The following is a 24,120-nucleotide window of genomic DNA, read 5'->3' on the forward strand; positions in this document are numbered from 1 at the left end:
GCTATGAAATTTACCGTAGAACGTGAACATTTATTAAAACCGCTGCAACAGGTGAGCGGTCCGTTAGGTGGTCGTCCGACGCTGCCCATTCTCGGTAACCTGCTGCTTCAGGTCGCGGACGGCGCGCTGTCGCTGACCGGTACCGATCTTGAAATGGAGATGGTGGCGCGCGTGGCGCTGGTTCAGCCGCACGAAGCGGGCGCAACGACCGTTCCGGCACGGAAATTCTTTGATATCTGCCGCGGCCTGCCGGAAGGCGCGGAGATCGCGGTTCAGTTGGAAGGCGATCGCATGCTGGTGCGTTCCGGCCGCAGCCGCTTCTCGCTGTCGACCCTGCCCGCCGCCGATTTCCCGAATCTGGATGACTGGCAGAGTGAAGTGGAGTTTACCCTGCCGCAGGCGACCATGAAGCGTCTGATCGAAGCCACCCAGTTCTCGATGGCGCACCAGGATGTTCGTTACTACTTAAACGGCATGCTGTTTGAAACCGAAGGCAGCGAACTGCGCACGGTGGCCACCGATGGTCACCGCCTGGCGGTCTGTTCGATGCCGCTGGAAGCGTCGCTGCCGAACCATTCGGTGATCGTGCCGCGTAAAGGGGTGATTGAGCTGATGCGGATGCTCGACGGCGGCGATACCCCGCTGCGCGTGCAGATTGGCAGCAACAATATCCGCGCCCACGTTGGCGATTTTATCTTCACCTCTAAGCTGGTTGATGGCCGTTTCCCGGATTATCGCCGCGTATTGCCGAAAAATCCGGATAAACACCTCGAAGCGGGCTGCGATATTCTGAAGCAGGCTTTTGCGCGCGCGGCGATTCTCTCCAACGAAAAATTCCGCGGCGTGCGGCTGTACGTTAGCGAAAACCAGCTGAAAATCACCGCCAATAACCCGGAACAGGAAGAAGCGGAAGAGATTCTGGATGTGACCTACGCCGGAACGGAGATGGAGATTGGCTTCAACGTTAGCTATGTGCTGGATGTGCTGAATGCGCTGAAGTGCGAGAATGTACGCATTCTGCTGACGGATTCGGTGTCGAGCGTGCAGATTGAGGATGCGGCTTCCCAATCCGCAGCCTACGTTGTCATGCCTATGCGATTGTAGAATCTGCAAAGGGGCTGGTTTACTTGCCATTTCGCCTTCCGGCAGTGCTCGACAAAACGCTATGCGTTTTGGACGTCTGTAAGACGGTCCGAAGGACGAGCGGAGCGAGCAAATGCTCACGTACTTCGTGTACGCTCCGCTTTCTGCGCGCTGGCGGTAGACGAACTGGCTGCGACACCCACGCCCCTTGAATGATGACGAGCTGATATGTCGCTATCCCGACTTCTAATCAAAGATTTCCGCAATATTGAACATGCGGATCTCGCTTTATCTCCCGGCTTTAACTTCCTGGTTGGCGCGAACGGCAGCGGCAAAACCAGCGTGCTGGAAGCTATCTATACGCTTGGCCACGGCCGGGCATTTCGCAGTTTGCAAATTGGCCGAGTGATCCGCCACGAGCAGGATGCGTTTGTTCTGCATGGCCGTCTGCAGGGCGAAGAGCGGGAAACCGCCATCGGCCTGACCAAAGACAAACAGGGCGACAGCAAGGTGCGTATCGACGGCACCGACGGCCACAAAGTGGCGGAGCTGGCGCACCTGATGCCGATGCAGCTGATTACGCCGGAGGGGTTTACTTTACTCAACGGCGGCCCCAAATACAGAAGAGCATTCCTTGACTGGGGATGCTTTCATAACGAAGCCGGATTCTTCACCGCCTGGAGCAACCTGAAGCGCCTGGTCAAGCAGCGCAACGCCGCGCTGCGTCAGGTCAGCCGCTATGCCCAGCTGCGGCCTTGGGATCTGGAATTAATCCCGCTGGCGGAGCAGATCAGCCGCTGGCGTGCCGAATACAGCGCCGCTATCGTCGAAGACATGGCGGATACCTGTCAGCAATTTTTACCGGAATTCACGCTCACCTTCTCTTTCCAGCGCGGCTGGGAAAAAGAGACCGACTACGCGGAGGTGTTGGAGCGGAATTTCGAGCGCGACAGAATGTTAACCTACACCGCCCACGGCCCGCATAAAGCGGATTTTCGCATTCGCGCCGACGGGGCGCCGGTGGAAGATACCTTGTCGCGCGGGCAGCTTAAGCTGCTGATGTGCGCCCTGCGTCTGGCGCAAGGAGAGTTCCTCACCCGCGTCAGCGGGCGGCGCTGCCTGTACCTGATAGATGATTTTGCCTCGGAACTTGATGATGCCCGCCGCGGTCTGTTATCCAGCCGCCTGAAAGCGACGCAGTCGCAGGTTTTCGTCAGCGCGATCAGCGCTGAACACGTTATGGACATGTCGGACAAAAATTCGAAGATGTTCCGCGTGGAAAAAGGTAAAATAACGGATTAACCCAAGATTAAATGAGCGAGAAACGTTGATGTCGAATTCTTATGACTCCTCCAGTATCAAAGTCCTGAAAGGGCTGGATGCGGTGCGTAAGCGCCCGGGTATGTATATCGGCGACACGGATGACGGCACCGGTCTGCACCACATGGTATTCGAGGTTGTGGATAACGCTATCGACGAAGCGCTCGCGGGTTACTGCAAAGATATCGTTGTCACCATCCACAGCGATAACTCCGTCTCCGTCCAGGATGACGGCCGCGGCATCCCGACCGGCATTCACCCGGAAGAGGGCGTCTCCGCAGCGGAAGTTATCATGACCGTCCTGCACGCTGGCGGTAAATTCGATGATAACTCCTATAAAGTTTCCGGCGGTCTGCACGGCGTAGGCGTCTCGGTGGTTAACGCCCTGTCGCAGAAGCTGGAGCTGGTTATCCAGCGCGATAACAAAGTTCACAAGCAGATGTACGAACACGGTGTGCCGCAGGCACCGCTGGCCGTGACTGGCGAAACCGACAAAACCGGCACCATGGTGCGTTTCTGGCCAAGCCTGGAAACATTCACCAATGTCACCGAATTTGAATATGACATCCTGGCGAAACGCCTGCGCGAGCTGTCGTTCCTGAACTCCGGCGTCTCTATCCGCCTGCGCGATAAGCGCGACGGCAAAGAAGACCATTTCCACTACGAAGGCGGCATCAAGGCGTTCGTTGAGTATCTCAACAAGAACAAAACGCCGATCCACCCGAATATTTTCTATTTCTCCACCGAAAAAGACGGTATCGGCGTGGAAGTGGCCCTGCAGTGGAACGACGGCTTCCAGGAAAACATCTACTGCTTTACCAACAACATTCCGCAGCGTGACGGCGGTACTCACCTCGCCGGCTTCCGCGCGGCGATGACCCGTACTCTTAACGCCTATATGGACAAAGAGGGCTATAGCAAAAAAGCGAAAGTCAGCGCCACCGGCGACGATGCGCGTGAAGGCCTGATTGCCGTGGTATCCGTGAAGGTGCCGGATCCGAAATTCTCCTCGCAGACCAAAGACAAGCTGGTCTCCTCCGAGGTGAAATCAGCGGTGGAGCAGCAGATGAACGAACTGCTGAGCGAATACCTGCTGGAAAACCCATCCGATGCGAAAATCGTGGTCGGCAAAATTATTGACGCCGCGCGCGCCCGTGAGGCCGCACGTCGCGCTCGTGAGATGACTCGTCGTAAAGGCGCGCTGGATCTGGCAGGCCTGCCGGGCAAACTGGCGGATTGCCAGGAGCGCGACCCGGCGCTGTCCGAACTGTACCTGGTGGAAGGGGACTCCGCGGGCGGCTCTGCTAAACAGGGTCGTAACCGCAAGAACCAGGCTATCCTGCCGCTGAAGGGTAAAATCCTTAACGTCGAGAAAGCCCGCTTCGATAAAATGCTCTCTTCTCAGGAAGTAGCCACGCTTATCACCGCGCTGGGCTGCGGCATCGGCCGCGATGAGTACAACCCGGATAAACTGCGCTACCACAGCATCATCATCATGACCGATGCGGACGTCGACGGCTCGCACATTCGTACCCTGCTGTTGACCTTCTTCTATCGTCAGATGCCGGAGATCGTCGAGCGCGGCCACGTCTACATTGCTCAGCCGCCGCTGTACAAAGTGAAGAAAGGCAAGCAGGAACAGTACATTAAAGACGACGAAGCGATGGATCAGTATCAGATCTCCATCGCGCTCGACGGTGCGACCCTGCACACCAACGCCAATGCGCCGGCGCTGGCGGGCGAACCGCTGGAAAAACTGGTTGCCGAGTTCAATGCCACCCAGAAAATGATTGGCCGCATGGAGCGCCGCTTCCCGAAAGCGCTGCTGAAAGAGCTAATCTATCAGCCGACCCTGACCGAGGCCGACCTGGCGGACGAGCAGAAGGTGACCCGCTGGGTGAACACCCTGGTCTCCGAGCTGAACGAGAAAGAACAGCACGGCAGCCAGTGGAAATTCGATCTCCACGAGAACAAAGAACTGCAGCATTTTGAGCCGGTTATTCGCGTACGTACCCACGGCGTGGATACCGACTATCCGCTGGATAACGAGTTCATTATGGGGCCGGAATATCGTCGTATTTGTGCCCTGGGCGAGAAACTGCGCGGCCTGATGGAAGAAGATGCTTACATCGAGCGCGGCGAACGTCGTCAGCCGGTAGCCAGCTTCGAGCAGGCCCTGGACTGGCTGGTGAAAGAGTCCCGTCGCGGTCTCTCCATCCAGCGCTATAAAGGTCTGGGCGAGATGAACCCGGATCAGCTGTGGGAAACCACCATGGATCCGGACAGCCGTCGCATGCTGCGCGTGACCGTCAAGGATGCCATCGCTGCCGATCAGCTGTTCACCACCCTGATGGGTGATGCCGTTGAGCCGCGTCGCGCGTTTATCGAAGAGAATGCCCTGAAAGCGGCGAATATCGATATTTAAGCCGCATGTTTCCCGGTAACGAGTTTTACCGGGGCAACAGGATGTATAAGCCCGGTCGCATCGCGCGATCGGGCTTTTCTTTTGCCGCTAAAAGAGGAATCCGCTGCTGTGGTTCCATCCCCCTTTCTGGCCGACACTTTTACTGTTTTTTGAGCGGAATCGCGTTAGCATGAGGGGAGACTCATCTTACCCGGGGACCCTATGGCTATTAAACTGATTGCAATCGATATGGACGGCACGCTGCTGCTGCCCGACCATACCATCTCTCCAGCGGTGAAAGCCGCCATCGCCGCGGCGCGCGAGCGCGGTGTTAACGTGGTGCTGACCACCGGTCGCCCTTACGCTGGCGTCCACAGCTATTTGAAAGAGCTGCATATGGAGCAGCCGGGTGATTACTGCATTACCTACAATGGCGCGCTGGTGCAGAAGGCTGGTGACGGAAGCACCGTCGCGCAAACCGCGCTGAGCTATGACGACTATCGCTTCCTTGAGCAGCTCTCCCGCGAGGTCGGCTCCCACTTCCATGCGCTGGATCGCAATACGCTGTATACCGCGAACCGCGATATCAGCTACTACACCGTCCACGAATCCTATGTGGCAACCATTCCGCTGGTGTTCTGCGAAGCGGAGAAAATGGATCCTGAGATCCAGCTGCTGAAAGTGATGATGATTGATGAGCCGGCAATCCTCGACCAGGCCATCGCCCGTATTCCGGCGGAAGTGAAAGAGAAGTACACCGTGCTGAAAAGTGCGCCTTACTTCCTCGAAATACTGGATAAACGCGTCAATAAAGGCACTGGCGTGAAGTCGCTGGCCGATGCGCTGGGCATCAAGCCGGAAGAGATTATGGCGATTGGCGATCAGGAAAATGATATCGCGATGATTGAATTTGCCGGCGTCGGCGTGGCAATGGATAACGCCATTCCTGCGGTCAAAGAAGCGGCGAACTTCATCACCAAATCGAACCTTGAAGATGGCGTTGCCTTCGCCATTGAAAAATACGTTTTAGCGTAAACTTCTTTCCGGCCCGGCGTTCGCCGGGTCTGTCTTCTCTTTTTTCATGAACAGATGTTAATCCGCATTTAAATCCCTCAATCCTTGCAGGGGATTCTATAAGCTACCCGCCCTCTTTTTAGCAACTCAGAACTAACATCATACTTTTCATGAATATATACCACCGTTTGATGTTGGTTACGCTGCCATTCGCCTCTGTTCAGGTTTGCGCGGCCGCGGAACCAACGGCGCCGCTCGAACCGGCGTATGCCTATCACGGCGCAGAGCCCGCGGATCTGCCGGTGCCAGAAAGTCGCCAGCCTGCGGCCGCAGCATCGTCCTCGCTACTCCCTTTGCTAGGCGATGAGGCCAGAAAGCGCGGCTACGTCCTGCCGCTGCCGTTTGGCGTCAGCATTAACTATATGGATATGCGGCAGAATATTAATGTCGACAGCATAAACTTCACCGGGCTGTCGCTGGATGGCCGCAATATCGATTGCGGTAAGGATCCTGTCTGCAAGCACGCCGTGAATAACATTTTCGCTAATGGGCCGGTCTCGCTGGATAACGCTTTCCAGATTGGCGTTGGTCATACGCGGGAAAGCAGCAAAACCGAGACGCTCAAGCTGGATGCCTGGCTGCTGCCGTTTATGAACGTTTATGGCCTGGTGGGGCACACCGAAGGGCATTCAATTTCGCAGATAGCTGTCGGCCTGAAGGGACCGAACGGTAAAGTGGTGCCCCTGCCGGGGATGCAGGATCTCGACTTTCGTCTCGATTTTAAAGGTACTACCTACGGGATGGGCACCACCCTGGTGGGCGGCGTCGGCAATTGGTTTACCGTGCTGGACGCCAACTACACGCAAACGCGCTTTGATATCCTCGACGGCAGCATCGATGCGCTTACCTTTTCGCCGCGCGTTGGCTATCGTTTCAGTACGCCATCGGTCGATGCGCTGCATCTCCCCGCCGGAAAGCTAAATCTGTGGGTTGGCAGCATGTATCAGGATGTGCAGCAGGAGTTTAAAGGCAGCCTCAGCGATCTCTCGATGCCGTCGCCGATGCTGCAGAATATGGTTAATCTGGCCAACCAGGACAATAACGGTCGCTTCGATGTGAAGCAGCATCTGCAGTCGCCATGGAACGTTCTGGTGGGCGCGCAATACGAGCTGACGCAGAATTTTAATATTACTACCGAGTTTGGCTTTGCCGAACGTAACAGTTTCTTTATTGCCGGCGAGTATCGCTTTTGAGCCGACTGTTTATCACTTTTCTGCTGCTGATGGTCTGCCCGACAGGCAGCCAGGCCGAGGCGCTCAGCCGCGAGAAAATCGACGGCTGGCTGCAGCATCTCGGCGCCAGCGATAAGTTCGACGCCAGCAAAGGCATCGACTGGGGCGTGATGCCCGGTCCGTTCTATACGCCGGAACTAGGGTTGGGCATTGGCACCGCTGTCGTCGGCCTGTATCGTCCCGACCCGCAGGATACCACCAGCCAGAACTCGACCCTGACGCTCAGCGGCTACGCCAGCTCTACCGGCGCCTTTGGCCTCAGCGTGAAAAACTACACCTTTTTCGATCGTGATCTGTGGCGCGTTTTTGTCGACGGGTCGATAGCCAATACGCCCACTTATTATTGGGGGCAGGGTTTTCATGCCGGGGATAAAGACAATGAAAAAGAGAAGTATACCGCCCAGGTACTGACCCTGCGACCCACCCTTTATCGGCAGCTTATCGATCATGTTTATCTCGGGGCGGGATGGTCGCTGGCGGTGCAGAATGCCGATGAGATGGACCATGACGATCGGCCGAAGATAGAAAACACTCCGCAGGGACCGTCGGTATTCAGCTCCGGCGCCAGCATTGATATCAACTGGGACGATCGCGACTTTGTCCCTAACCCGCGCCGGGGTCAGTATGCCAACCTCCGCTATACCCACTATGCGCCCGGATTAGGTAGCGATACCCGCTTTGAGGAATTTCAGCTGCACTATAGCCATTATCATGCCCTGAGCGAGAAAAGCGTGCTCGCCTGGGAGGCCGATGGCGCCTTCACCCAGGGCGAGGTACCGTGGAGCATGATGCCGCTGCTCGGCAGCGATGAACGGATGCGCGGCTACTACCAGGGGCGCTACCGGGATAAAAACGTCGTCAGCGGCCAGCTGGAATACCGCCGGCAGCTCACCTGGCGGCACGGGATTGTCGCCTGGGCAGGAGCGGGAACCATGGGGCCCTCACTGTCGTCGCTGAATAATGGCCGCTGGCTGCCTTCGGCGGGCGTTGGCTACCGCTTTGAATTCAAACCTCGCGTTAATGTTCGCCTCGACTACGGTATCGGCAATGGCAGCAGCGGCTTTTACTTCCAGGTCGGCGAAGCGTTTTAACGCCTCCTCCCCTTAATTTTCTCTCTTATCGCCTCTTGTCAGGGCCGCTGCGCTTTAATTTTCATGAATTGTTCTTTTTGTGATCCAAATTGTAGTACAACACAATAATGTTGTACTACATTACGCTCATGTTGATAACGTACAGCATCACGTTAGTAGTACAAACATGAGGCGAAATTCAGCAGCGACGGTAAAGTAGAGCAGTACACATAGAGCACAAGGACTCTCCATGACTCTCAATAAGACCGATCGCATTGTGATCTCGCTGGGCAAACAGATCGTCAGCGGTAAATACGTCCCGGGTTCGGCGCTTCCGGCCGAAGCGGAACTCTGTGAGGAGTTTGAAACCTCGCGCAACATCATCCGCGAAGTGTTTCGTTCCCTGATGGCGAAGCGGCTGATTGAAATGAAGCGCTATCGCGGCGCGTTTGTCGCTCCCAGAAACCAGTGGAACTACCTCGACACCGAGGTGCTGCAGTGGGTACTGGAAAATGACTATGACCCGCGTCTTATCAGCGCGATGAGTGAAGTGCGCAACCTGGTTGAACCCGCCATCGCGCGTTGGGCGGCGGAACGCGCCACCTCAAGCGATCTGGCGGAAATCGAGTCGGCGCTCAATGACATGATCGCCAACAACCAAAACCGGGATGCCTTTAACGAAGCGGATATTCGCTACCACGAGGCGGTGCTGCAGTCAGTACATAACCCGGTTTTGCAGCAGCTTAGCGTGGCGATCAGTTCGCTGCAGCGGGCGGTATTTGAACGGACCTGGATGGGCGATGAAGGCAACATGCCGAAAACCCTCCAGGAACATAAAGCGCTATTTGACGCCATTCGGCATCAGGATAGCGACGCGGCGGAGCAGGCGGCGTTGACGATGATCGCCAGCTCGACACGAAGGCTTAAGGAAATCACATGACGGCTCGCTACATCGCAATAGATTGGGGATCGACGAATTTACGCGCCTGGCTTTATCAGGGCGAAGAATGCCTGGAAAGCAGGCAATCTGAAGCAGGCGTAACGCGCCTGAATGGTCGCTCTCCCGCTGCGGTGTTAGCGGAAATCACACAGCACTGGCGCGATGGCGCCACACCGGTGGTGATGGCAGGGATGGTCGGCAGCAACGTGGGCTGGAAAATCGCCCCTTATTTGCCGCTTCCTGCCGCTTTCTCGGATATTGGCCAGCAGTTAACTGCCGTTGGCGACAATATCTGGATAATTCCCGGCCTTTGCGTTTCCCGTGACGATAACCATAACGTCATGCGTGGGGAAGAAACGCAGCTGCTGGGCGCTAGCGCCTTAGCCCCTTCGTCTGTCTACGTGATGCCGGGAACCCACTGCAAGTGGGTACTGGCCGATCGCCGGCAAATTCACGATTTTCGTACCGTTTTGACCGGTGAATTGCATCATCTGTTGCTTCAGCACTCGCTGGTGGGCGCCGGCTTACCGCCGCAGGAAACGTCCGCTGCCGCATTCGCGGCAGGTCTGCAGCGCGGTATCAACAACCCCGCCGTCCTGCCGCAGCTGTTTGAAGTTCGCGCTTCGCACGTGCTGGGCGCGCTGCCTCGCGAGCAGGTTAGCGAATTTCTTTCCGGCCTGCTGATTGGCGCTGAAGTTGCCACCCTCAGCGACACATTCGCCGGACAGCAGGCGATCAGTCTCGTCGCTGGGTCATCGTTAACATCCCGCTATCAGCAGGCATTCGCCGCCATTGGCCGCGAAGTCAGCGCGGTTGCGGGCGATACGGCATTTCAGACAGGAATAAGGAGCATCGCTTATGCAGTGGCAAACTAACCTTCCACTTATCGCTATCCTGCGCGGTATTACGCCAGACGAGGCGCTGGCTCACGTTGGCGCCGTTATCGACGCCGGTTTCGACGCGGTCGAAATCCCGCTGAACTCGCCGCAGTGGGAGAAAAGTATTCCGCAGGTCGTCGACGCTTACGGCGAGCAGGCGCTTATCGGCGCGGGCACGGTGCTGCAACCGGAGCAGGTCGACAGGCTGGCGGCCATGGGCTGTCGGCTGATTGTGACGCCAAACATTCAACCGGAAGTGATCCGGCGAGCGGTGGGTTACGGCATGACCGTGTGTCCAGGCTGCGCCACCGCCAGCGAAGCCTTTAGCGCGCTCGATGCCGGCGCGCAGGCTCTGAAAATCTTCCCGTCATCGGCTTTTGGCCCGGATTACATCAAAGCGTTGAAAGCCGTGCTTCCGCCCGAGGTTCCGGTCTTTGCCGTTGGCGGCGTGACGCCGGAAAACCTGGCGCAGTGGATTAATGCCGGCTGTGTTGGGGCAGGATTGGGTAGCGATCTCTATCGTGCCGGCCAGCCGGTTGAACGTACCGCGCAGCAGGCAGCCGCATTCGTAAAAGCGTATCGAGAGGCAGTGAAATGAAAATAACCAATATCACCACGTACCGTTTACCTCCGCGTTGGATGTTCCTGAAGATTGAAACCGATGAAGGCATTGTCGGCTGGGGCGAACCGGTGATTGAAGGGCGCGCCCGCACGGTGGAGGCGGCCGTTCATGAATTTGGCGACTACCTGATTGGCCAGGATCCGGCGCGGATTAACGACCTGTGGCAGGTAATGTACCGCGGCGGCTTTTATCGCGGCGGCCCGATTATGATGAGCGCCATCGCCGGTATTGACCAGGCGCTATGGGATATTAAAGGTAAGGTTCTGAATGCCCCGGTCTGGCAACTGATGGGCGGGCTGGTGCGTGACAAAATTAAAGCCTACAGCTGGGTGGGCGGCGACCGCCCCGCCGAAGTAATTGACGGGATTAAGAAGCTGCGCGGCATTGGTTTCGACACCTTTAAATTAAACGGCTGCGAAGAGATGGGTATCATTGATAATTCCCGCGCGGTTGATGCCGCGGTGAATACCGTGGCGCAAATCCGTGAAGCGTTTGGCAATGAAATTGAGTTTGGTCTCGATTTTCACGGCCGCGTTAGCGCGCCGATGGCTAAGGTATTAATTAAAGAGCTGGAGCCATATCGCCCATTATTTATTGAGGAGCCGGTATTAGCCGAGCAGGCGGAATATTATCCGCGGCTGGCGGCGCAAACCCATATTCCCATTGCCGCCGGCGAACGTATGTTTTCGCGCTTTGAATTTAAACGGGTCCTGGAAGCGGGCGGGGTGGCTATTTTACAACCCGATCTGTCGCACGCAGGCGGTATTACCGAATGCTATAAAATTGCCGGCATGGCGGAAGCCTATGACGTTGGGCTGGCGCCGCACTGTCCGCTGGGGCCGATCGCGCTGGCAGCCTGTCTGCACGTTGATTTCGTTTCGCATAACGCGGTCTTCCAGGAGCAGAGCATGGGTATCCATTACAACAAAGGCGCCGAACTGCTTGATTTTGTGAAAAACAAAGAAGATTTCAATATGGAAGGCGGCTTCTTTAAACCATTGATGAAGCCGGGGCTGGGCGTGGAAATTGATGAGGCCCGCGTGATTGAGTTAAGTAAAAACGCGCCGGACTGGCGAAATCCGTTGTGGCGGTATGAGGATGGATCTGTCGCCGAATGGTAAATGCGCGTCATACTTCGCACTGGTGATGCGTTGGCTGCATTTTCTTACCCTGGTCACATACTATTGTATGCTCCCAGGGATGCGAAAATTTGCCGCCTTTCCCCAGCACGAATTATTTAGCGCATCGCAACATAGTTATTAATAAAAAACAAAAACACCCTCTGTAAATTACCGGGCATGGTGAGCGGCTTCGCTATGCCCAAAATCTGGAGACAGATTGCGATGGATATTTCAGTTACCGCTGTAAAAACCGGGCGTCGCCGTTATCTGACGCTCATCATGATCTTTATTACCGTGGTTATTTGTTATGTAGACCGTGCCAACCTCGCCGTCGCCTCGGCGCATATTCAGGAGGAGTTTGGTATTAGCAAAGCGGAAATGGGCTACGTATTTTCCGCCTTTGCCTGGCTGTATACCCTCTGCCAGATCCCTGGCGGTTGGTTCCTTGACCGCGTGGGATCCAGGCTTACCTACTTTATCGCTATATTTGGCTGGTCGGTGGCGACGTTGCTACAAGGCTTCGCCACCGGTTTAATGTCGCTTATCGGTTTACGCGCCATTACCGGCATCTTCGAAGCGCCAGCCTTCCCGACCAACAACCGCATGGTGACCAGCTGGTTCCCGGAGCACGAGCGCGCTTCCGCCGTCGGGTTTTATACCTCGGGGCAATTTGTTGGCCTGGCTTTCCTCACGCCGCTGCTGATCTGGATCCAGGAGCTATTGAGCTGGCACTGGGTGTTTATCGTTACCGGCGGTATCGGCATTATCTGGTCGCTGATCTGGTTCAAGGTTTATCAACCGCCGCGCCTGACTAAAAGCATCAGTAAAGCCGAACTCGACTATATCCGCGACGGCGGCGGCCTGGTGGATGGCGATGCGCCGGTGAAGAAAGAGGCGCGTCAACCGTTATCGAAAGCGGACTGGAAGCTGGTTTTTCACCGCAAGCTGGTTGGCGTTTACCTTGGACAGTTCGCGGTAACCTCGACGCTGTGGTTCTTCCTGACCTGGTTTCCGAACTACTTAACCCAGGAAAAAGGCATCACCGCGCTGAAGGCCGGCTTTATGACCACGGTGCCCTTCCTCGCCGCGTTTTTTGGCGTCCTGCTGTCTGGTTGGCTGGCGGATAAGCTGGTGAAAAAAGGCTACTCGCTGGGCGTGGCGCGCAAAACGCCGATCATCTGTGGACTGTTGATCTCCACCTGCATCATGGGGGCAAACTACACCAACGACCCCATCTGGATCATGGCGCTGATGGCGCTGGCGTTCTTCGGTAACGGTTTTGCGTCTATCACCTGGTCGCTGGTCTCCTCCCTGGCGCCGATGCGCCTGATCGGCCTGACCGGCGGGGTGTTTAACTTTGTTGGCGGCCTGGGCGGCATCACCGTCCCGCTGGTGATTGGCTATCTGGCGCAGGATTACGGCTTTGGCCCGGCGCTGGTTTATATCTCCGTGGTGGCGTTGATAGGCGCGCTGTCTTATATCCTGCTGGTCGGCGATGTGAAACGTGTAGGCTAATTTTTTGCGATACGCTACCCTGATGCGTAAGTCTCGCATCAGGGTATCGTCATGAAACAAGTCACTTTTGCTCCCCGTCATCACCAGCTTACCAATATTAATACCTGGACTCCCGACAGCCAGTGGCTGGTATTCGACGTTCGTCCGTCCGGCGCATCGTTTACCGGCGAAACCATTGAGCGAGTGAACGTAAACAGCGGTACTGTGGAGACCATTTATCGTGCCACGCAGGGCGCGCACGTGGGCGTGGTAACCGTGCATCCAACCCAGGAGCGCTATGTGTTTATTCATGGCCCCGAGCGGCCGGATGCGCAGTGGCAGTATGATTTTCATCATCGCCGCGGAGTGGTGGCCTTTCAGGGGGCTGTCGAGAATCTGGACGCCATGGACATTACCCCCCCCTACACGCCCGGCGCGCTGCGCGGCGGCAGCCACGTCCATGTCTATAGCCCCAACGGTCAGTTTGTCAGTTTTACCTACAACGATCACGTGCTGCACGAGCGCGATCCGGCGCTGGATCTGCGCAACGTCGGCGTGGCGGCGCCCTATGGACCGGTGACGCCGCAGGGACAGCATCCGCGCGAATATGGCGGCAGCCACTGGTGCGTGCTGGTAAGCCGTACGACGCCGGCACCCGCGCCGGGCAGCGATGAGATTAATCGCGCCTATGAGGAGGGCTGGGTCGGGAACCATACTCTGGCGTTTATTGGCGATACGCTGGCGGAAAATGGCGATAAAGTGCCTGAGCTGTTTATTGTCGATCTGCCGCAGGATGAAGCCGGCTGGAAGCAGCCTGGCGGGGCGCCGCTGGCCGGTACCGCAACCACAATGCCGGCGCCGCCGGTGGGCGTCAGCCAGCGTCGTTTGACCTTCACCCACCATCGCCGCTACCCGGGACTGGTGAACGTCCCGCGCCACTGGGTGCGCGCCAATCCCCAGGCGACGGCGATAGCCTTTCTGATGCGCGACGACGCCGGCGTAGTGCAGCTGTGGCTTATTTCCCCGCAGGGGGGCGAGCCGCGGCAGCTGACGCATCACGCGTCGGGTATCCAGTCGGCGTTTAACTGGCATCCGTCGGGAGAGTGGCTGGGTTTTGCGCTGGAGGATCGGATTGCCTGCTGCCATGCCGGTACGGGAGATATCACCTTTTTAACCGATACGCATGCGCATGCGCCCTCGGCGGACGCGATCGTCTTTTCGCCAGACGGTAAACAGATTGCCTGGATGGAGGAGGTGGACGGTTATCGTCAGCTGTGGGTTACGCAGACCGGACGATAACTTACTGGGCAGGCATCGGCGCTGGCGGGATCACCGAGTTGGTCGCCAGCGTAGCCTTCTCGCTCTTTTCGACCCGAGATTTGATTGAGCTGTCGGTGCGGAACATATCCCACGGCAGCAGCAGGGTATCCATGACGGCGGTGAACGGCATGTCCAGCGCCACCAGCGATTTCACACCCCAGTTGGTATCGCTGTCCCCCAGCGTTTGCGCACTGGATCGCGTGCCCGGATAGGTTCCCTCTTTGCCACCGGTATGTGACATTACGCTGGAGCAACCGCTCAGGCTTATTATCCCGCTGAACAGGACCAGCTTTAACAGTCGTCTGCTTTTCATTGTTCTTCCATTGTCGTTTCGGGCGTTGAGATAACCTTTCAGCGGTTATATCGGGCCATCCCGTGAATGCATAGTGTTATTGCGCCGCACTGTGGCGGGCATCGCACTTTGCTTTTTGTGCTCCTCCACCCAGTCTAAGCAATCATCGATAAACTGCAAAAAAAATTGCCCTCAATCCCTTGAAAAGGACGGGGAGAAACCCATTTTATAGGTGTAACCCACTGAGAATACGCCTGAGGGGTATTCCGGATTACCGCGGCCTGTCCACGATGGAAGGTCATTTGATTCTCGCTGATTTTCAGGAGCTATTTACTATGCGTAACTTCGATCTTTCCCCGCTATATCGTTCAGCCATTGGTTTCGACCGCCTGTTCAACCTGCTGGAAAACAATCAAAGCCAGAGCAACGGCGGCTACCCTCCGTATAACGTCGAGCTGGTAGACGAAAACCACTATCGCATCGCTATCGCGGTGGCTGGCTTTGCTGAAAGCGAGCTGGAGATCACTGCCCAGGACAATCTGCTGATCGTCAAAGGCGCCCACGCCGCCGAGCAGAAAGAGCGGACCTACCTGTATCAGGGGATCGCCGAGCGCAACTTCGAGCGCAAATTCCAGCTGGCGGAAAACATTCACGTCCGCGGCGCCAATCTGGTGAACGGCCTGCTGTATATCGATCTGGAACGGGTGATCCCGGAAGCGAACAAGCCGCGCCGCATCGAAATCAACTAATTGTCCGTTTCAGGCCGCGTGGCGGCCTGATGTAACAACCTGCTCGCCGTCAGGGAGCAGATGCGAATTTACAGAATTCGCAGGTATTCACTCGCTTCTTAGAAGGAGAAAACAGTATGCGTAACTACGATTTATCCCCCCTGCTGCGTCAATGGATCGGTTTTGACAAACTGGCCAGCGCCCTGCAAACCGCCGGTGAAAGCCAAAGCTTCCCGCCCTATAACATCGAAAAAAGCGACGATAACCACTACCGCATTACCCTTGCGCTGGCCGGTTTCCGTCAGGAAGATCTGGATATTCAACTGGAAGGCACCCGTCTGGTGGTGAAAGGCACGCCGCAGCAGCCGGAAAAAGAGACCACATGGCTGCACCAGGGGTTGGTGAGCCAGGCCTTCAGCCTGAGCTTCACCCTCGCCGACAACATGGAGGTCTCTGGCGCGACCTTCACCAATGGCCTGCTGCATATCGATCTGACCCGCAATGAGCCTGAGCAGATCGCCCCGCAGCGTATCGCCATCAGCGAACGACCGGCATTAAATAGTTAATTAAGCGAATAACTTATAAGGCCCCGATTTTCGGGGCTTTTTTGTGTGCGAGAGCACAATAAACTTCCTTGCTGCAACGGGTGTTTCAGTTTAAAAAACAATCATACTTTGGGACTCACTCAAACAAGGATACGTTATGAACGAACAGCAGCCATTTGAAGCGATTAGAAAGAGCGATGAGGCGGGGCGGGAGTATTGGTCTGCCCGCAACCTTGGTCCCCTGCTTGACTATAAAGAGTGGCGGAATTTTTATAAGGTCATTGCAAAAGCGATAATTTCATGTGAGGCGAGTGGTCATCCCTCGGCAGACCATTTTGTTGAAACCAACAAAATGGTCGAATTAGGTTCTGGCGCCAGCAGGAATCTTGAAGATTTCCACCTCTCACGCTACGCCTGCTATCTGGTAGTGCAAAATGGCGATCCGTCGAAACCGGTGATTGCTGCGGGGCAAACGTACTTTGCCTTGCAAACCCGGCGCCAGGAATTGCAAGATGATCAAATATTTAAGTCTCTACGAGAGGATGAAAAGCGACTGTTCCTGCGCAATGAGCTCAAAGAGCATAATAAACATCTGGTTGAAACGGCCCAACGTGCTGGTGTTGAGACGACTCTTGATTTTGCTGTCTTTCAAAACCATGGTTATAAAGGTCTCTATGGTGGTCTTGACCAAAAAGCAATCCATGAGCGTAAGGGCCTAAAGAAAAGCCAAAAAATACTCGACTATATGGGATCGACTGAGCTCGCGGCCAACCTGTTTCGTGCTACCCAAACGGAAGAAAAACTACGTCGGGACGCGGTTGATTCGAAGCAACTCGCCAACAAAACGCATTATGACGTAGGGCAAAAAGTACGCCAGACTATTAAAGACCTGGGTGGCACTATGCCTGAAGCACTTCCTTCCCCGGAGAAAAGTATTCAGCAACTCACTATCGCAGCGAAAAATAAGAACGCGCCTGAATAGCGTATCTTACTCCATGATTATTGTGCGCCAGGCAGCATACAATCCGCCTGGCCGCGGTCATAATCCCTGTTAATAATAATGTTATTCACAGGGACGGTACCATGAGTGAGATAGCATTGACGGTCAGCGTGCTGGCGCTGGTGGCGGTGGTTGGGTTGTGGATCGGCAATGTCAAAATCCGCGGCGTTGGCTTTGGTATTGGCGGCGTGTTATTTGGCGGCATTATCGTCGGCCACTTTGTCGATCAGGCGGGCGTCGCCCTCAGCAGCCCGATGCTGCATTTTATTCAGGAATTCGGCTTGATCCTGTTCGTCTACACCATCGGTATTCAGGTGGGGCCGGGCTTTTTCGCCTCGCTGCGGGTCTCAGGCCTGCGGCTCAATCTGTTCGCTATCCTTATCGTTATCCTCGGCGGCCTGGTGACCGCGGTGCTGCATAAGCTGTTCAATATTCCTCTCCCGGTGGTGCTCGGTATCTTCTCCGGTGCGGTGACCAACACGCCGGCGCTGGGGGCCGGGCAGCAAATTCTGCGCGATCTCGGCGTACCGTTCGAGGTGGTCGATCAAATGGGGATGAGCTACGCGATGGCGTATCCGTTCGGCATCTGCGGCATTCTGCTGACCATGTGGCTGGTGCGTCTGTTCTTTCGCATCAATATCGAGAAAGAGGCCCAGCGGTTTGAGGAGAGCAGCGGCAACGGCCACGCTCATTTGCACACCATTAACGTGCGGGTGGAGAACCCCAACCTCAACCAGATGGCGATTCAGGATGTGCCGATGCTCAATAGCGACAACATCGTCTGTTCGCGGCTGAAGCGTGGCGAGCTGTTGATGGTGCCTGCGCCGGGCACCCTTATCCAGGCTGGCGACCTGCTGCACCTGGTGGGGCGACCTGAGGATTTGCACAATGCGCAGCTGGTGATAGGCCAGGAGGTGGCAACCTCGCTGTCGACGCGCGGCACCGATCTGAAAGTGGAGCGGGTGGTGGTCACTAACGAAAAAGTGCTGGGGAAGAAAATACGCGATCTCCACGTCAAACAGCGCTATGACGTAGTGATCTCCAGGCTTAACCGGGCAGGCGTCGAGCTGGTAGCCAGCAGCAGCGCCAGCCTGCAGTTTGGTGACATCCTCAACCTGGTCGGCCGTCCGGAGGCAATTGACGCCGTGGCCGCCGAACTGGGTAACGCTCAGCAGAAGCTGCAGCAGGTCCAGATGCTGCCGGTGTTTATCGGCATCGGACTCGGGGTACTGCTGGGATCTATCCCGTTGTTTATTCCCGGCTTCCCTGCCGCATTGAAGCTGGGACTGGCCGGTGGGCCGCTGATTATGGCGCTGATCCTTGGGCGTATCGGCAGTATCGGCAAGCTGTACTGGTTTATGCCGCCGAGCGCCAACCTGGCGCTGCGCGAGCTGGGGATAGTGCTGTTTCTGGCGGTGGTCGGGCTAAAATCGGGGGGTGACTTTGTCGCCACCCTGACCCAGGGCGATGGTCTGAGCTGGATCGCTTACGGCATTTTCATCACCGCCATCCCGCTGCTGACGGTGGGCATCCTCGCGCGCATGCTGGCGAAAATGAACTATCTGACGCTGTGCGGCATGCTGGCCGGCTCCATGACTGACCCGCCGGCGCTGGCCTTCGCCAACAACCTGCACGCCACCAGCGGCGCAGCGGCGCTCTCTTACGCCACCGTCTATCCGCTGGTGATGTTCCTGCGCATTATCACCCCGCAGCTACTCGCCGTGCTGTTCTGGGGGCTAAGCTAGCGGGCTTTGCGCCTGGACGCGGCGCAGGTGATAGTCCACCTGATACTCGCTGGCGTTGCGGAACATGACCGAATAGTTAAGAAACTCGCCGCTGTCGCTGTAGGAAAGGGAGGTAATACGCAGCAGCGGCGTCTGCTCCGGGACGTTCATTGAGCGCGCCAACTGCTTGTCCGCCAGCACCGGCGTCAGCGTTTCATAGTTCCCGCTGATGATGATCCCGCACTCTTTCTCAATATAATCAAATTTCGACCCTTCCAGATGACTCAGCGACAGGTTGCGGAACAGCTTCACCGGCATATAGCTATCCTCCAGCATCAGCGGCTTGCCGTCGACGTAGCGCACCCGCCGTGAGAAGTAGATCCGTTCATCAATTTTAATCCGCAGCAGACTGGCGATGGCCGGCGGGGCGGGCATCACCTCGAAGGCCAGCACCTGACTCACCACCTCTTTACCCTGCTTGCGCAGCACTTCCGCCAGGCCGGTCAGATTGCTGGTTTCATGATGGACGTCTTTACGCGCCACGTAAGTTCCCGAGCCGTGGCGACGCACAACCAATCCCCAGTCCACCAGCAGATCGATGGCTTTGCGAATAGTCATGCGCGCCACCCCGAACTCCTCGGCCAGTTTTTTCTCTCCTGGTAGCGGGCTGCCGATGGCGAAGTCGGCGGAATTCAGCCGCAGCCGCAGGCGGTCAGCAATGGATTTATAGATCACCAGTAGTCCTCTTGTGCAGGAAAAGGGGATGTCGCTTTGTGCTCTTTTTTCTAAAAAAGTAGGTTAATTACAATCAATTAAGACACATTCATTTAGTTAATTTCGCTGCCTGACTTATCGATGTCTAACTTTTGTTATCGAAGTAGACAACTTTGGCCAAATTAAAACCATGAATGGGATCACGAATCGCAACGGCGCGGCATGTTGTCGGACGGGCAAATTTTTATTCTCCAGTCAGGCCGGTAATCAAGAAAAAGAAGGCCACTCACCCTACGAGTTGTTACATGAGGATTTCCCAATGCTCAGTCAAATACAACGCTTTGGCGGCGCCATGTTTACCCCGGTTTTATTGTTCCCTTTTGCCGGGATTGTGGTTGGTATCGCCATCATGCTGCGCAACCCGATGTTCGTCGGCGAAGCGCTGACCGCACCCGACAGCCTGTTTGCCCAGATCGTTCACATCATTGAGGAGGGCGGCTGGACCGTCTTTCGTAATATGCCGCTGATTTTCGCCGTCGGTCTGCCGATCGGCCTGGCGAAACAGGCCCAGGGCCGGGCCTGTCTGGCGGTGCTGGTGAGCTTTCTCACCTGGAACTACTTTATCAACGCCATGGGGATGACCTGGGGCCACTTCTTCGGCGTCGATTTTTCCGCTGAACCCACGGCCGGCAGCGGCCTGACGATGATTGCCGGGATTAAAACCCTCGACACCAGCATTATCGGCGCCATCGTCATCTCCGGTCTGGTGACGGCCCTGCACAATCGCTATTTCGATAAACCCCTGCCGGTATTCCTCGGCATCTTTCAGGGTTCATCGTTTGTGGTCATTGTCGCCTTCCTCGCGATGATCCCTTGCGCCTGGCTGACCCTGCTCGGCTGGCCAAAGGTCCAGCTGGGTATTGAATCGCTGCAGGCCTTTCTGCGCTCAGCCGGGGCGCTTGGGGTGTGGGTTTACATCTTCCTTGAGCGCATCCTGATCCCCACCGGCCTGCACCACTTCGTCTATGGCCCGTTCATCTTTGGCCCGGCGGTGGTGGAGGGCGGACTGCAGGTCTACTGGGCAGAGCATCTGCAGGCGTTCAGTCAGAGTACGGAACCGCTGAAGACGCTGTTCCCGGAGGGCGGCTTTGCCCTGCACGGTAACTCGAAAGTGTTTGGTTCGGTGGGGATTGCGCTGGCGCTCTACTTCACTGCCGCGCCGGAAAACCGCGTCAAGGTCGCCGGCCTGCTGATCCCCGCCACCCTGACCGCGATGCTGGTCGGGATCACTGAGCCGCTGGAGTTCACCTTCCTCTTCATCTCGCCGCTGCTGTTCGCCGTTCACGCGGTGCTGGCGGCGACCATGGCGACGGTGATGTACATCTGCGGCGTGGTGGGCAACTTCGGCGGCGGCCTGCTCGATCAATTCTTGCCGCAAAACTGGATCCCAATGTTCCATCACCACGCTTCGATGATGTTCATTCAGATAGGCATCGGCCTCTGTTTCACCGCCCTCTACTTCGTAGTCTTCCGTACCCTGATCCTGCGTCTGAACCTGAAGACGCCTGGCCGGGAAGAGAGCGAAATCAAGCTCTACAGCAAGGCCGATTACCAGGCGGCACGAGGTAAAACCACGGCCGCCGCCGCGCCAGAGACCCGGCTGGGTCAGGCCGCTGGCTTCCTGCAGGCCCTCGGCGGCGCCGACAACATTGAAAGCATCAACAACTGCGCCACCCGACTGCGCATCGCGCTGGTCGATATGGCGAAAACGCAAAGTGACGACGTCTTTAAAGCGCTGGGCGCCCACGGGGTAGTACGCCGCGGCAACGGGATTCAGGTCATCGTCGGCCTGCACGTTCCCCAGGTGCGCGACCAGCTGGAAAACCTGATGAAAGATTCTCTTTCGACCGAACATACCACCATGACGGAGGCAGTATCATGAAAAAATTCTCAGTTGTTATCGCAGGCGGCGGCAGCACCTTCACCCCGGGCATTGTCCTGATGCTGCTGGCAAACCAGGATCGTTTTCCGCTGCGGTCGCTGAAATTTTATGACAACGACGGCGCGCGCCAGGAGACCATCGCCGAGGCGTGCAAAGTGATCCTCAAAGAGCAGGCGCCGGAGATTGAGTTCAGCTATACCACCGATCCGCAGGCGGCGTTTACCGATGTTGATTTTGTCATGGCGCATATCCGCGTCGGGAAATATCCGATGCGTGAACAAGATGAGAAAATCCCGCTACGCCACGGCGTGCTGGGCCAGGAGACCTGCGGACCGGGCGGGATCGCCTACGGTATGCGCTCTATCGGCGGCGTGCTGGAGCTGGTGGATTATATGGAAAAATATTCGCCGAACGCCTGGATGCTTAACTACTCCAACCCGGCGGCGATTGTGGCGGAAGCCACACGTCGTCTGCGGCCGAACGCCAAAATCCTCAACATCTGCGATATGCCGATCGGCATTGAAGGGCGGATGGCGCAGATTGTCGGCCTCAAAGACCGTAAACAGATGCGCGTGCGCTACTACGGCCTCAACCACTTCGGCTGGTGGACGTCGATTGAGGACCTCGACGGCAATGATTTGATGCCGAAACTGCGCGAATATGTGGCGAAATACGGCTATGTGCCGCCCTCGAACGATCCGCACACCGAGGCCAGCTGGAACGACACCTTTGCCAAAGCGAAAGATGTGCAGGCGCTGGATCCGCAGACCATGCCGAATACCTACCTGAAATATTATCTGTTCCCGGACTATGTGGTAGCCCACTCCAACCCGGAACGCACCCGCGCCAATGAGGTGATGGATCATCGGGAGAAAAACGTCTTCAGCGCCTGCCGGGCGATCATCGCCGCCGGGAAATCCACCGCCGGCGATCTGGAGATTGACGAGCATGCCTCCTATATCGTCGATCTGGCGACGGCTATCGCCTTTAACACGCAGGAAAGGATGCTGCTGATTGTGCCGAACAATGGCGCGATCCATAACTTTGACGCCGACGCGATGGTGGAGATCCCTTGTCTGGTAGGCCACAACGGACCGGAGCCGCTGACGGTCGGCGACATCCCGCATTTCCAGAAAGGGCTGATGAGCCAGCAGGTGGCAGTGGAAAAACTGGTGGTCGATGCCTGGGAACAGCGCTCTTACCACAAGCTGTGGCAGGCGATTACCCTGTCGAAAACCGTGCCGAGCGCCTCGGTGGCGAAAGCGATCCTCGACGACCTCATTGCCGCCAACAAAGATTACTGGCCTGAGCTGCATTAATCCCCGTTGTAATACCGGCGCCCTGCGGGGCGCCGGTTCTTCTCCCCGGTTCCTGATTTACGCTATGCTGAAGCCTGCAGCGCGATGAACAAGGAACTGTAATGAAAATCTCCCGCCTCGGCGAAGCGCCGGATTACCGCTTTTCGCTGGCTAACGAACGCACCTTTCTGGCATGGATCCGCACGGCGCTCGGTTTTCTCGCCGCCGGCGTCGGCCTTAACCAGTTAGCGCCGGACTTTGCCACGCCGCTGATCCGTGAAATTCTCGCCCTGCTGCTGTGTCTCTTTGCCGGCGGCATGGCCATCTATGGCTATCTGCGCTGGCTGAATAACGAGAAGGCGATGCGTCTCAAGCAGGACCTTCCCTATACCCGCACGCTGCTGGTGATTAGCATTCTGCTGCTGGCGGTGGTGGCCGCGGTGATGCTGCTGGTGGTGTATGGCGGATAAACGCCGGGCGCGGCGGGAAAGCGATCCCGGTCTTCAGCCAGAGCGCACCTCGCTGGCCTGGTTTCGCACCCTGTTGGGCTACGGCGCGCTGATGGCGCTGGCGATTAAGCACAGCTGGCACCGCGCCGGCCTGCCGTTCTGGCTGTCGATCGGCGTGCTGGCGATTGTGGCGGTGATCCTCTGGGGCTATCCCCGCCGTCGTCATCTGATGGATGTCGACGATAGCGATTTTTTACAGCCGCGGGCGGTTCGTGACAAATTTTTGATCGCACTCGCAGTACTTTCTCTGGCATTCCTGTTTGCTGTTACTCACCTTCAACCGATCGTTTTATTCATTAGGGATATGTCATGACAGGATGTCCGGCGAATTTGCCTCTCACTCATGCCCCCGGCCAGCAACATGACACTCCCTTTCAGGCTGTTGTGGTGGAGGCGCATCATTGCCATCAACCGCAGGCGTTCTATGCACAGCTTCGTCAACAGGGGCTCACCGCTATCCATTTTATTCCGCAGCTGGCGGCCGGCGACGCCGCGCTTTGGGGAGAGTTTCTCTGCGCAGTCTTTCACCGCTGGGTGCGGGAAGATATTGGGCGCATCAATATTTTGCTGTTTAGCGAGACGCTGAGCGCCTGGTGCGGCGAGACGCTGACCCAGCCAGGCGCGCCGGCGGCCAACAGCGCCTGCTACGGCTGCCCGTGGCTGCGCCTGTGCCGCTGTGGCGAACAGAAAGACCCGCTGTGCGCGGGTTACCGGCAGTTCTACGATTTTAGCGGGCCTTATATGCGAGTGATGAGGGACCTGCGACGACAGCAGCGGCCGCCAGAGGCGCTGATGCCGCTGCTGCGCTAA

General features: G+C 56.8%; 23 protein-coding genes and 1 other annotated feature. Of the genes, 21 read left to right on the top strand and 2 right to left on the bottom strand.

Annotated features, from left to right (window positions below; all coding sequences use genetic code 11):
- Nucleotides 1-3 precede the first annotated feature (3 nt).
- The 12 genes from dnaN to KHQ26_RS22740 all read left to right on the top strand — a co-directional run bounded on the left by dnaN (nt 4) and on the right by KHQ26_RS22740 (nt 14,537).
- The gene (dnaN, locus tag KHQ26_RS22685) at nt 4-1,104 is read left to right on the top strand and encodes a DNA polymerase III subunit beta (protein WP_004145090.1); all 1,101 of its coding nucleotides are present in this window, start codon (nt 4-6) and stop codon (nt 1,102-1,104) included.
- Nucleotides 1,105-1,311: 207 nt separating this feature from the next.
- Nucleotides 1,312-2,385, top strand: coding sequence for a DNA replication/repair protein RecF (gene recF, locus KHQ26_RS22690; protein WP_004150293.1), 1,074 nt, complete (start codon nt 1,312-1,314; stop codon nt 2,383-2,385).
- Between the two features lie 28 nt (nt 2,386-2,413).
- Nucleotides 2,414-4,828 (top strand): DNA topoisomerase (ATP-hydrolyzing) subunit B, encoded by a 2,415-nt coding sequence (gene gyrB / locus KHQ26_RS22695; protein ID WP_004173845.1) that lies wholly within the window; start codon nt 2,414-2,416, stop codon nt 4,826-4,828.
- Nucleotides 4,829-5,029: 201 nt separating this feature from the next.
- Nucleotides 5,030-5,842: a sugar-phosphatase gene (gene yidA, locus KHQ26_RS22700; RefSeq protein WP_004151530.1), complete on the top strand. Its 813-nt coding sequence runs from the start codon at nt 5,030-5,032 to the stop codon at nt 5,840-5,842.
- 149 nt (nt 5,843-5,991) lie between these two features.
- Nucleotides 5,992-7,074, top strand: a complete 1,083-nt coding sequence (locus tag KHQ26_RS22705) for a hypothetical protein (RefSeq protein ID WP_029497068.1) — start codon at nt 5,992-5,994, stop codon at nt 7,072-7,074.
- The gene (locus KHQ26_RS22710) at nt 7,071-8,204 is read left to right on the top strand and encodes a BamA/TamA family outer membrane protein (protein WP_020805054.1); all 1,134 of its coding nucleotides are present in this window, start codon (nt 7,071-7,073) and stop codon (nt 8,202-8,204) included. Before KHQ26_RS22705 ends, KHQ26_RS22710 begins: the two co-directional genes overlap by 4 nt.
- Nucleotides 8,205-8,433: 229 nt before the next feature.
- A complete protein-coding gene (gene dgoR, locus KHQ26_RS22715) occupies nt 8,434-9,123 on the top strand; it encodes a D-galactonate utilization transcriptional regulator DgoR (protein ID WP_004145084.1) in 690 nt (229 codons plus the stop codon).
- Nucleotides 9,120-9,998 (top strand): 2-dehydro-3-deoxygalactonokinase, encoded by an 879-nt coding sequence (locus KHQ26_RS22720; protein ID WP_020805051.1) that lies wholly within the window; start codon nt 9,120-9,122, stop codon nt 9,996-9,998. Before dgoR ends, KHQ26_RS22720 begins: the two co-directional genes overlap by 4 nt.
- The gene (locus KHQ26_RS22725; RefSeq protein WP_004181595.1) at nt 9,982-10,599 is read left to right on the top strand and encodes a 2-dehydro-3-deoxy-6-phosphogalactonate aldolase; all 618 of its coding nucleotides are present in this window, start codon (nt 9,982-9,984) and stop codon (nt 10,597-10,599) included. Before KHQ26_RS22720 ends, KHQ26_RS22725 begins: the two co-directional genes overlap by 17 nt.
- Nucleotides 10,596-11,744 (top strand): galactonate dehydratase, encoded by a 1,149-nt coding sequence (gene dgoD, locus KHQ26_RS22730; protein WP_004150286.1) that lies wholly within the window; start codon nt 10,596-10,598, stop codon nt 11,742-11,744. The genes KHQ26_RS22725 and dgoD overlap by 4 nt, the downstream gene beginning before the upstream one ends.
- Nucleotides 11,745-11,921: 177 nt before the next feature.
- Nucleotides 11,922-13,259 (top strand): MFS transporter, encoded by a 1,338-nt coding sequence (locus KHQ26_RS22735; protein WP_004150285.1) that lies wholly within the window; start codon nt 11,922-11,924, stop codon nt 13,257-13,259.
- Between the two features lie 51 nt (nt 13,260-13,310).
- A complete protein-coding gene (locus tag KHQ26_RS22740; RefSeq protein WP_004181594.1) occupies nt 13,311-14,537 on the top strand; it encodes a DUF3748 domain-containing protein in 1,227 nt (408 codons plus the stop codon).
- Between the two features lies 1 nt (nt 14,538).
- Here the strand turns inward: KHQ26_RS22740 and KHQ26_RS22745 are convergent, their stop codons facing one another.
- On the bottom strand, nt 14,539-14,871 hold the full coding sequence (locus KHQ26_RS22745; protein WP_004151524.1) for a YceK/YidQ family lipoprotein: 333 nt from the start codon (nt 14,869-14,871) through the stop codon (nt 14,539-14,541).
- A 245-nt stretch (nt 14,872-15,116) separates the two neighbouring features.
- Nucleotides 15,117-15,192: a sequence feature (ROSE (Repression Of Heat Shock gene Expression) occurs in the 5'-region of heat shock genes and acts as an RNA thermometer to modulate expression.), on the top strand.
- On the opposite strand from KHQ26_RS22745, the gene ibpA reads away from it, so the two are divergent.
- From ibpA to KHQ26_RS22765, 4 genes are all read left to right on the top strand, one after another.
- Complete coding sequence (ibpA, locus tag KHQ26_RS22750; protein ID WP_004151523.1) at nt 15,186-15,599, top strand: small heat shock chaperone IbpA; 414 nt, start codon at nt 15,186-15,188, stop codon at nt 15,597-15,599. It overlaps the preceding feature by 7 nt.
- A gap of 116 nt (nt 15,600-15,715) precedes the next feature.
- The gene (gene ibpB / locus KHQ26_RS22755; RefSeq protein WP_004145074.1) at nt 15,716-16,144 is read left to right on the top strand and encodes a small heat shock chaperone IbpB; all 429 of its coding nucleotides are present in this window, start codon (nt 15,716-15,718) and stop codon (nt 16,142-16,144) included.
- A 136-nt stretch (nt 16,145-16,280) separates the two neighbouring features.
- Nucleotides 16,281-17,105 carry a DNA damage-inducible protein D gene (dinD, locus tag KHQ26_RS22760; protein ID WP_009308837.1) on the top strand — a complete coding sequence of 275 codons (825 nt, stop codon included), beginning with the start codon at nt 16,281-16,283 and terminating at the stop codon, nt 17,103-17,105.
- A gap of 101 nt (nt 17,106-17,206) precedes the next feature.
- On the top strand, nt 17,207-18,868 hold the full coding sequence (locus tag KHQ26_RS22765; RefSeq protein WP_020802518.1) for a putative transporter: 1,662 nt from the start codon (nt 17,207-17,209) through the stop codon (nt 18,866-18,868).
- On the opposite strand, the gene KHQ26_RS22770 is transcribed toward KHQ26_RS22765, so the two are convergent.
- Entirely contained in the window at nt 18,860-19,582 is a 723-nt protein-coding gene (locus KHQ26_RS22770) for a GntR family transcriptional regulator (RefSeq protein WP_004151520.1), read from the bottom strand. The two genes, KHQ26_RS22765 and KHQ26_RS22770, sit on opposite strands and share 9 nt — an antisense overlap.
- 298 nt (nt 19,583-19,880) lie before the next feature.
- On the opposite strand from KHQ26_RS22770, the gene KHQ26_RS22775 reads away from it, so the two are divergent.
- The 5 genes from KHQ26_RS22775 to KHQ26_RS22795 all read left to right on the top strand — a co-directional run bounded on the left by KHQ26_RS22775 (nt 19,881) and on the right by KHQ26_RS22795 (nt 24,120).
- Nucleotides 19,881-21,503 (top strand): alpha-glucoside-specific PTS transporter subunit IIBC, encoded by a 1,623-nt coding sequence (locus KHQ26_RS22775; RefSeq protein WP_002923307.1) that lies wholly within the window; start codon nt 19,881-19,883, stop codon nt 21,501-21,503.
- On the top strand, nt 21,500-22,822 hold the full coding sequence (locus tag KHQ26_RS22780; protein WP_002923306.1) for a 6-phospho-alpha-glucosidase: 1,323 nt from the start codon (nt 21,500-21,502) through the stop codon (nt 22,820-22,822). The genes KHQ26_RS22775 and KHQ26_RS22780 overlap by 4 nt, the downstream gene beginning before the upstream one ends.
- Before the next feature lie 101 nt (nt 22,823-22,923).
- Nucleotides 22,924-23,271, top strand: coding sequence for a YidH family protein (locus KHQ26_RS22785; protein ID WP_020805043.1), 348 nt, complete (start codon nt 22,924-22,926; stop codon nt 23,269-23,271).
- Complete coding sequence (locus KHQ26_RS22790; protein ID WP_109226746.1) at nt 23,261-23,623, top strand: DUF202 domain-containing protein; 363 nt, start codon at nt 23,261-23,263, stop codon at nt 23,621-23,623. Before KHQ26_RS22785 ends, KHQ26_RS22790 begins: the two co-directional genes overlap by 11 nt.
- A 74-nt stretch (nt 23,624-23,697) precedes the next feature.
- Complete coding sequence (locus KHQ26_RS22795; protein ID WP_020805055.1) at nt 23,698-24,120, top strand: anaerobic sulfatase-maturating enzyme domain protein; 423 nt, start codon at nt 23,698-23,700, stop codon at nt 24,118-24,120.

Source organism: Klebsiella sp. 10, assembly GCF_018223925.1.
In the GTDB taxonomy this organism is placed as follows: domain Bacteria; phylum Pseudomonadota; class Gammaproteobacteria; order Enterobacterales; family Enterobacteriaceae; genus Klebsiella; species Klebsiella pneumoniae.

Coding starts and splice junctions, on each gene's coding strand:
- ibpB (WP_004145074.1), top strand. CDS start 15,716: ATGCGTAACTACGATTTATCCCCCCTGCTGCGTCAATGGATCGGTTTT.
- KHQ26_RS22785 (WP_020805043.1), top strand. CDS start 22,924: ATGAAAATCTCCCGCCTCGGCGAAGCGCCGGATTACCGCTTTTCGCTG.
- KHQ26_RS22765 (WP_020802518.1), top strand. CDS start 17,207: ATGAGTGAGATAGCATTGACGGTCAGCGTGCTGGCGCTGGTGGCGGTG.
- KHQ26_RS22775 (WP_002923307.1), top strand. CDS start 19,881: ATGCTCAGTCAAATACAACGCTTTGGCGGCGCCATGTTTACCCCGGTT.
- KHQ26_RS22705 (WP_029497068.1), top strand. CDS start 5,992: ATGAATATATACCACCGTTTGATGTTGGTTACGCTGCCATTCGCCTCT.
- yidA (WP_004151530.1), top strand. CDS start 5,030: ATGGCTATTAAACTGATTGCAATCGATATGGACGGCACGCTGCTGCTG.
- KHQ26_RS22745 (WP_004151524.1), bottom strand. CDS start 14,871: ATGAAAAGCAGACGACTGTTAAAGCTGGTCCTGTTCAGCGGGATAATA.
- KHQ26_RS22725 (WP_004181595.1), top strand. CDS start 9,982: ATGCAGTGGCAAACTAACCTTCCACTTATCGCTATCCTGCGCGGTATT.
- ibpA (WP_004151523.1), top strand. CDS start 15,186: ATGCGTAACTTCGATCTTTCCCCGCTATATCGTTCAGCCATTGGTTTC.
- dinD (WP_009308837.1), top strand. CDS start 16,281: ATGAACGAACAGCAGCCATTTGAAGCGATTAGAAAGAGCGATGAGGCG.
- KHQ26_RS22790 (WP_109226746.1), top strand. CDS start 23,261: ATGGCGGATAAACGCCGGGCGCGGCGGGAAAGCGATCCCGGTCTTCAG.
- KHQ26_RS22780 (WP_002923306.1), top strand. CDS start 21,500: ATGAAAAAATTCTCAGTTGTTATCGCAGGCGGCGGCAGCACCTTCACC.
- recF (WP_004150293.1), top strand. CDS start 1,312: ATGTCGCTATCCCGACTTCTAATCAAAGATTTCCGCAATATTGAACAT.
- KHQ26_RS22720 (WP_020805051.1), top strand. CDS start 9,120: ATGACGGCTCGCTACATCGCAATAGATTGGGGATCGACGAATTTACGC.
- KHQ26_RS22740 (WP_004181594.1), top strand. CDS start 13,311: ATGAAACAAGTCACTTTTGCTCCCCGTCATCACCAGCTTACCAATATT.
- dnaN (WP_004145090.1), top strand. CDS start 4: ATGAAATTTACCGTAGAACGTGAACATTTATTAAAACCGCTGCAACAG.
- dgoD (WP_004150286.1), top strand. CDS start 10,596: ATGAAAATAACCAATATCACCACGTACCGTTTACCTCCGCGTTGGATG.
- dgoR (WP_004145084.1), top strand. CDS start 8,434: ATGACTCTCAATAAGACCGATCGCATTGTGATCTCGCTGGGCAAACAG.
- KHQ26_RS22735 (WP_004150285.1), top strand. CDS start 11,922: ATGGTGAGCGGCTTCGCTATGCCCAAAATCTGGAGACAGATTGCGATG.
- gyrB (WP_004173845.1), top strand. CDS start 2,414: ATGTCGAATTCTTATGACTCCTCCAGTATCAAAGTCCTGAAAGGGCTG.